Origin of the sequence: Parvibaculum sp. (assembly GCF_049672805.1) — a bacterium.
Classification (GTDB): Bacteria; Pseudomonadota; Alphaproteobacteria; order Parvibaculales; family Parvibaculaceae; genus Parvibaculum.
In genome coordinates this window covers 1-6,866 of record NZ_JBATWS010000202.1, presented here as the reverse complement: position 1 = coordinate 6,866, position 6,866 = coordinate 1, and the positions used below count along the sequence as shown (strand labels likewise).

The 6,866-nt window shown below is 60.7% G+C and carries 6 protein-coding genes and 1 pseudogene; all 7 read left to right on the top strand.

Going from position 1 to position 6,866, the window contains the following annotated elements; translation table 11 throughout:
- Positions 1 to 334 (top strand): annotated as a pseudogene (locus WBF74_RS06485) (NADH-quinone oxidoreductase subunit L); the annotation flags it as partial.
- A gap of 2 nt (positions 335 to 336) precedes the next feature.
- Positions 337 to 1,881 (top strand): NADH-quinone oxidoreductase subunit M, encoded by a 1,545-nt coding sequence (locus tag WBF74_RS06480; RefSeq protein WP_424436956.1) that lies wholly within the window; start codon positions 337 to 339, stop codon positions 1,879 to 1,881.
- Positions 1,882 to 1,901: 20 nt separating this feature from the next.
- A complete protein-coding gene (gene nuoN, locus WBF74_RS06475; RefSeq protein ID WP_424436953.1) occupies positions 1,902 to 3,353 on the top strand; it encodes an NADH-quinone oxidoreductase subunit NuoN in 1,452 nt (483 codons plus the stop codon).
- Positions 3,328 to 4,107 (top strand): biotin--[acetyl-CoA-carboxylase] ligase, encoded by a 780-nt coding sequence (locus WBF74_RS06470; RefSeq protein WP_424436950.1) that lies wholly within the window; start codon positions 3,328 to 3,330, stop codon positions 4,105 to 4,107. The genes nuoN and WBF74_RS06470 overlap by 26 nt, the downstream gene beginning before the upstream one ends.
- A gap of 9 nt (positions 4,108 to 4,116) precedes the next feature.
- Complete coding sequence (locus WBF74_RS06465; protein ID WP_424436947.1) at positions 4,117 to 5,802, top strand: ribonuclease J; 1,686 nt, start codon at positions 4,117 to 4,119, stop codon at positions 5,800 to 5,802.
- A 79-nt stretch (positions 5,803 to 5,881) separates the two neighbouring features.
- On the top strand, positions 5,882 to 6,286 hold the full coding sequence (mce, locus tag WBF74_RS06460; RefSeq protein ID WP_424436944.1) for a methylmalonyl-CoA epimerase: 405 nt from the start codon (positions 5,882 to 5,884) through the stop codon (positions 6,284 to 6,286).
- Positions 6,287 to 6,291: 5 nt separating this feature from the next.
- Positions 6,292 to 6,570, top strand: coding sequence for a DUF1467 family protein (locus WBF74_RS06455; protein WP_424436941.1), 279 nt, complete (start codon positions 6,292 to 6,294; stop codon positions 6,568 to 6,570).
- Positions 6,571 to 6,866: the final 296 nt, after the last annotated feature.

The following is a 6,866-nucleotide window of genomic DNA, read 5'->3' as shown; positions in this document are numbered from 1 at the left end:
GTCCTGGCTCTTCTATATCGCGCGCCCGGATATTCCGAAGCAGCTCGCAACCACGCATGAGCCGATCTACAAGTTCCTGCTCAACAAGTGGTATTTCGACGAGCTCTACGACTTCATCTTTGTGCGGCCCGCCTTCTGGATCGGACGCATCTTCTGGAAGCAGGGTGACGGGCGCATCATTGACGGACTCGGGCCTGACGGCGTCTCCGCGCGTGTTCTCGATATCACGCGTGGCGCCGTTCGTCTCCAGAGTGGCTATCTCTATCACTACGCCTTCGCCATGTTGCTCGGCATTGTCGGGCTCGTGACCTGGTTCATGGTCGGAGGGGCATGACGATGACCGACGGCAACATTCTCTCGCTTATTACCTTCCTGCCGATTGTCGGCGCGCTCATCATTCTGGTGACGCGCGGCGACGAGGCGACGGTTGCCCGCAATGCGCGCTATGTCGCGCTGTGGACGACGACGATCACCTTCATCGTCTCGCTCTATATCTGGTGGAATTTCGACTACACCACGGCTGACTTCCAGTTCGTCCAGCAGACGGAATGGCTTGGCGGCGCGATCAACTACCATATGGGTGTGGACGGCATCTCGATGCTGTTCGTCATCCTCACGACCTTCCTGATGCCTGCTTGCATTCTCGCAAGCTGGACCTCCATCGAGAAGCGCGTGAAGGAATACATGATCGCCTTCCTCGTGCTCGAAACGCTGATGATCGGCGTGTTCTGCGCGCTTGACCTCGTGCTCTTCTATCTCTTCTTCGAAGGTGGCCTCATTCCGATGTTCCTCATCATCGGCGTGTGGGGCGGGGCGCGTCGCATTTATGCGAGCTTCAAGTTCTTCCTCTACACCTTCCTCGGGTCGGTCCTGATGCTGCTCGCCATCATGGCGATGTATTGGGAAGCGGGCACGACCAGCATCCCCGTGCTGCTGGCGCATGACTTCCCGGTCAATATGCAGCTCTGGCTCTGGCTCGCCTTCTTCGCATCCTTCGCGGTGAAGATGCCGATGTGGCCGGTCCATACCTGGCTGCCGGATGCGCATGTCGAAGCACCCACCGCTGGCTCCGTGGTCCTCGCGGGCGTGCTGCTCAAGATGGGCGGCTATGGCTTCCTGCGCTTTTCGCTGCCTATGTTCCCCGTGGCGTCGGCTGATCTTGCCTGGCTCGTCTTTGCGCTGAGCGTCATCGCCATTGTCTATGCCTCGCTCGTCGCGCTGGTGCAGGAGGACATGAAAAAGCTGATCGCCTATTCGTCGGTCGCCCATATGGGCTTCGTGACGATGGGTATCTTCACGGCGAACACGCAAGGTCTGCAGGGCGGCATCTTCCAGATGCTCAGCCATGGCTGGATTTCCGGCGCACTCTTTCTTTGCGTCGGCGTCGTCTATGACCGCATCCATACGCGCGAGATCGCGGCTTATGGCGGTCTTGTGAACCGGATGCCGCTTTACGCTGTGGCCTTCCTCATCTTCACAATGGCGAATGTGGGGCTGCCGGGCACAAGCGGCTTCGTGGGTGAATTCCTCACCCTCATCGCCGCCTTCAAGGTGAACACCTGGGTCGGCGCTATCGCCGCCACGGGCGTCATTCTTGCTGCGGGCTATGCGCTCTATCTCTATCGCCGCATCGTTTTGGGTGTGCTGGAGAAGGATACGCTGAAAAACATTCTGGATCTGAACCGCCGCGAGATCATCACCTTCGCGCCGCTCATCGCCGCGACGATCTTCTTCGGCGTCTATCCGTCGCCCATTCTGGATGTCACTGCCGTTTCGGTAGAGAACCTCATCACGAACTACACGGCTGCCATTGAGGCGCACCGCGTCGCAGGCGAAACCGGTCTCACCGGTGCGGTTGCAAGCCTCTTCGCAGGAAACTGATCTCGGGAACGATAAAGAATATGGACCAGACATTATCCAACGTTCCGGCCATTCTTCCGGCCCTGCCCGAAATCGTTCTCGCGCTGGGGGCGATGGCGCTGCTCATGTTCGGTGTCTTCCGCAAAGGATGCACCGCCTATGAAACCTCCATCGGTGCCGTCGCGCTGCTGGTTGTTGTGGGCGCGGTTCTGGTGATGGAACCCAATGAACCCGTGCTCGCCTTTGGCGGCAGCTTCGTTGTGGACGGCTTCGCCAAATTCACGAAACTTCTCGTGCTTCTTGCGGCGGCGGCGGCAATCATCATGTCCGTCACCTTCATTCGCCGTGAGGCGATGAACCGTTTCGAATATCCGGTGCTGATCGTTCTTGCGACGCTTGGCATGTCGATGATGATCTCGGCCAACGGCCTGATCTCGCTCTATATGGGCCTCGAACTGCAGAGCTTGTCGCTCTATGTGCTGGCGGCCTTCCACCGCGAAAACACACGCGCGACGGAAGCGGGCCTGAAATATTTCATTCTGGGCGCACTTGCCTCGGGCATGATGCTCTATGGCTCCTCGCTCATCTATGGCTTCACCGGCTCGGTCGAATTCAACGCTATCGCAGCGGTGCTCACGGCGGACGGTGCCAATATCGGCGTCATCTTCGGTATCGTCTTCCTGCTGGCAGGCCTCGCCTTCAAGGTGTCGGCGGTTCCCTTCCATATGTGGACGCCGGATGTTTACGAGGGCGCGCCGACGCCTGTCACCGCCTTCTTTGCAGGTGCGCCCAAGGTCGCGGCCATGGTGCTCATCATCCGCGTGCTCTTCGGCGCCTTTCCCTCGATGGAAGGCCAGTGGCAGCAGATCATCATCTTCCTTTCCATCGCCTCCATGGTGCTGGGCGCCTTCGCCGCCATCGGCCAGACCAACATCAAGCGCCTCATGGCCTATAGCTCGATTTCCCATATGGGTTTCGCGCTGGTCGGCGTGGCCGCAGGCACGGCGCAGGGGCTTCATGGCGTGCTCATCTATCTCGCCATCTATGTCGTGATGAATGCGGGTGTCTTCTGCTGCATCCTCGCCATGACCCGCAAGGATGGCTATGTCGAGGACATTGCGGACCTTGCAGGCCTGTCGCGCAGCCGCCCGATGCTCGCCTTCATCTTTGCCATGCTGATGTTCTCGCTGGCAGGCGTGCCGCCGCTCGCGGGCTTCTTCGGCAAGTTCTATGTCTTCATGGCTGCAATCGAGGCGGATCTCTACGCGCTCGCCGTCATCGGCGTTCTCGCGAGCGTGATCGGTGCCTTCTACTATCTGCGCGTCGTGAAGGTGATGTATTTCGACGAGCCTGCAGAGCCCTTCGAAGAGCCGATGCCGAACGAGCTTGCGGCTGTGCTGGGTGTCTCCGGTGCCTTCGTGATGCTGTTTTTCATCTATCCGGCGCCGCTGGTAGCCGGTGCGCAGATTGCTGTCAGCGCGCTCTTCCCATGATCGCATGATCCCGGTCCGCCGCTTTCAGGAAATAGACAGCACCAACGAAGAAGCGCGCCGCCTTGGCGATGCAGCAACGGAAGGGCCGGTCTGGATCACGGCCGCCCGGCAAACGGCAGGCCGTGGCCGAAGAGGCAGGGCATGGGAAAGCCCGACCGGCAATTTCATGGGCACGCTCTATCTGACCCCGCGCTGCACCGCGCGCGAGGCGGGCGAGCTTTCCTTCGTCGCGGCGCTCGCCGTTCACGATGCGGTGGACAATCTTCTGCCGCCGCCGCTTCGTGGTCCCCTTCGCCTGAAATGGCCGAACGATCTTCTCCATGCCCGCGCCAAGCTCGCAGGCATCCTGCTTGAGTCATCCGGCGTTGCGGGGGCGGAGCTCGCCTGGGTTGCCATCGGCATTGGCATCAACCTCGCAACCTTCCCCGAAGGTCTTGAATATCCGGCCACCTCGCTCAGCGCCCTGGGGGCAGGCACGGTCACGCCCGAAGAGGCGCTCGCCGCGCTTGATCGCTCTTTCACACACTGGCTTGCGGTCTGGCGCGGGCAGAACGGCTTTGCGGCCATTCGCGAAGCCTGGCTCAAACGCGCCGAGGGGCTTGGCGGCGCGATCAAGGTGCGCCTCTCGGGCGAGACACTGGATGGCACATTCGAAGGCCTCGCGCCCGATGGTTCCCTTCAACTCCGCCTGGCTTCCGGTGAATTGCGTCTTGTTTCGGCAGGTGATGTGTTCTTTCCGGGGCTGGGGGGCTAACCTGTCACCATGAGTAAGCGCGTCCCCCAATCTTCCCGCGACGAACTGGTCTTTCTGCCTCTGGGCGGTTCCGGCGAAATCGGCATGAATCTCAACCTCTATGGCTACGGGCCGGAAGAGGATCGTCGCTGGATCATCGTCGATATCGGCGTCACCTTTGGTGATGATCGCACGCCGGGTATCGATCTCATCATGCCTGACCCCGCCTTCATCGAAGAGCGGCGCGACGAACTGCTCGGCATCGTGCTCACCCATGCGCATGAAGATCATATAGGCGCGGTGGCGCGTCTCTGGCCGCGCCTGCGCTGCCCAGTGTATGCAACGCCTTTTACGGCGGCCATGGTGCGCGGCAAGCTCATAGAGGCGGGTATCGAGTCTCAGGTGCCGATGCATATCATCCCGCTCGGCCATCGCTTTGATCTTGGCCCCTTTGACATCGAACTGGTGACGCTCACTCATTCGATCCTTGAGCCGAATGCGCTTGCCATCCGTACATCGCTCGGCCTTGTACTTCACACGGGCGACTGGAAGATCGACCGCGACCCCGTGGTCGGCGACGATATTGACGAAGCGCGCCTGCGCGCCATCGGCGACGAAGGCGTGCGCGCCATTGTTTGCGACAGCACCAATGTTTTCACGCCCGGCACCTCCGGCTCGGAAGCTGATGTTGCGGCAAGCCTTGTCGAATTGCTGAAGCAGTGCGAAGGCCGTGTCGCCATCACCACATTTGCCTCGAATGTTGCAAGGCTTGAAAGCATCATCCGCGCGGGCGATGCGGTGGGGCGCCATCCGGTGCTTGTCGGCCGCTCCATGTATCGCGTGGTCGCAGCCGCGCGCGAAGCCGGATATCTCAACGACCTGCCGCCCATTCTCGATGAGGATGATGCCGGTTATCTCCCGCGCGACAAGGTGCTCTATATCTGCACTGGCAGCCAGGGCGAGCCGCGCGCCGCGCTTGCGCGCATCGCAGAAGACAGCCACCCCCATATCGTGCTGGAGAAGGGGGATACGGTCGTCTTTTCCTCGCGCATCATCCCCGGCAACGAAACCTCGATCTTCGATCTGCAAAACCAGCTCGCCGAACGCGGTGTCCGCGTGATCACCGAGAAGGATCATTTCGTCCATGTCTCGGGTCATCCGTGTCGGGATGAACTGGCGCTCATGTATCAGTGGATCAGGCCGGAAGTCGCCGTGCCCGTTCATGGCGAGGCGCGTCACCTTGCAGAACATGCAGCGCTCGCCCGCGAGCTTCAGGTGCCTGAACAGGTCGTTGTGCGAAACGGCCTCATCGTTCGCCTTGCCCCCGGCCCCGCAGAAGTGGTGGATGAGGCACCCTCCGGCCGCATCTATCTCGATGGCGATGTGCTGACCGATCAGGATGAAGGCGCGGTGCAGGAGCGCCGCCGACTTGCCTTTGCCGGTGCCGTTTTCGTGAGCCTCGTGCTGGACGGCAAGGGCGAAGTGCGCGGCGAGCCTCAGGTGCGGCTCATGGGCCTGCCGGAAGAGGATAGCGATGGCGTTCCTTTCGAGGACCGCGCCCTTGATGCAGTGGATGAGGCGCTGGACCGGCTGCCGCGCAAGCGCCGGGGGGATGATGCTGCCGTAGCGGAATTCTTGCGTCGCGCCGTTCGCGGGGCGCTGCGGCGCGAATGGGGCAAGAAACCCCAGGTCGCGGTGGTTGTCACCCGCATCTAGTTTCCTTGTTTTGGGCCTCGATACAGCCTAAACAAAGGGCAAGAACATACTGAAACCGCTCCAAGTTACGGGACAAACCATGCTCGGACCGCTCAATCACGTTGCCATCGCCGTACCTGACATCAAGGCCGCGGCTGAAACCTACCGCACGAAGTTCAATGCGAAAGTGTCGGAAGCCGTGCCGCAGCCGGACCACGGCGTGACCACCGTTTTCGTCGATCTCGGCAACACCAAGATCGAACTGCTGGAGCCGCTGGGCGAGGATTCGCCGATTGCCGGTTTCCTCGCAAAGAACCCGAAGGGCGGCATCCATCACATCTGTATTGAGGTCGAAGACATCGATGCTGCCTGCGAGAAGATGAATGCCGAAGGCGTCACCATCACGGGCACAGGCAAGCCGAAGATCGGCGCGCATGGCAAGCCGGTCGTCTTCCTGCATCCGAAGGATCTGAACGGCACGCTTGTCGAGCTTGAGCAGGCCTGAGTTTCATGGACCCTGTTGCCGGGATCGCGATCTACTTCATCGTCTGGTGGCTCACGCTTTTTGCGGTTCTGCCCTGGGGCGTTCGTTCCCAGCATGAGAGCGAGGAAGAGGTTGCCCCCGGCACGGAACCCGGTGCGCCGGTTCGTGCCCGGTTGCTGATCAAGATGGGTGTGACGACCGTCATCGCCGCTTGCATCTGGCTCTTCATTTATTGGCTGCAGGTGGCAAGCCCCATCGCCTATGAAGACATTCCCTTCCTGCCGGACTTCGGCTCGACACGCTGAGGAGCGGGCTTTTGCTGCCCGTCTGACTCTGACGGCAGTCGGATAAAAAGAAAGCAAGGTCCGCTTTCACGGCCTTGCTGTTTTAGTGTTCCCTCGTTTCGCGCCCTCGCCATCATTTCAGATGGTCAAGGTCAGCGTTCCCTCCCTGGACTTGGGCCGCGCCATTGGCGCTGTCTTGCTTTTTGTTGGTCGAATGATAGCCAGCCTGCGGCGAGGTGTCACGCCTGAATCCGCACTACGCGAAATTTTTGCGATGTTTGCGGTGCGCCGCGCGCAACGATCACGCAGTGCGGTGC

What these genes read in the sequence shown, in the direction of transcription:
- WBF74_RS06480 (WP_424436956.1), top strand. Translation starts at nt 337, where the DNA reads ATGACCGACGGCAACATTCTCTCGCTTATTACCTTCCTGCCGATTGTC.
- nuoN (WP_424436953.1), top strand. Translation starts at nt 1,902, where the DNA reads ATGGACCAGACATTATCCAACGTTCCGGCCATTCTTCCGGCCCTGCCC.
- WBF74_RS06465 (WP_424436947.1), top strand. Translation starts at nt 4,117, where the DNA reads ATGAGTAAGCGCGTCCCCCAATCTTCCCGCGACGAACTGGTCTTTCTG.
- mce (WP_424436944.1), top strand. Translation starts at nt 5,882, where the DNA reads ATGCTCGGACCGCTCAATCACGTTGCCATCGCCGTACCTGACATCAAG.
- WBF74_RS06455 (WP_424436941.1), top strand. Translation starts at nt 6,292, where the DNA reads ATGGACCCTGTTGCCGGGATCGCGATCTACTTCATCGTCTGGTGGCTC.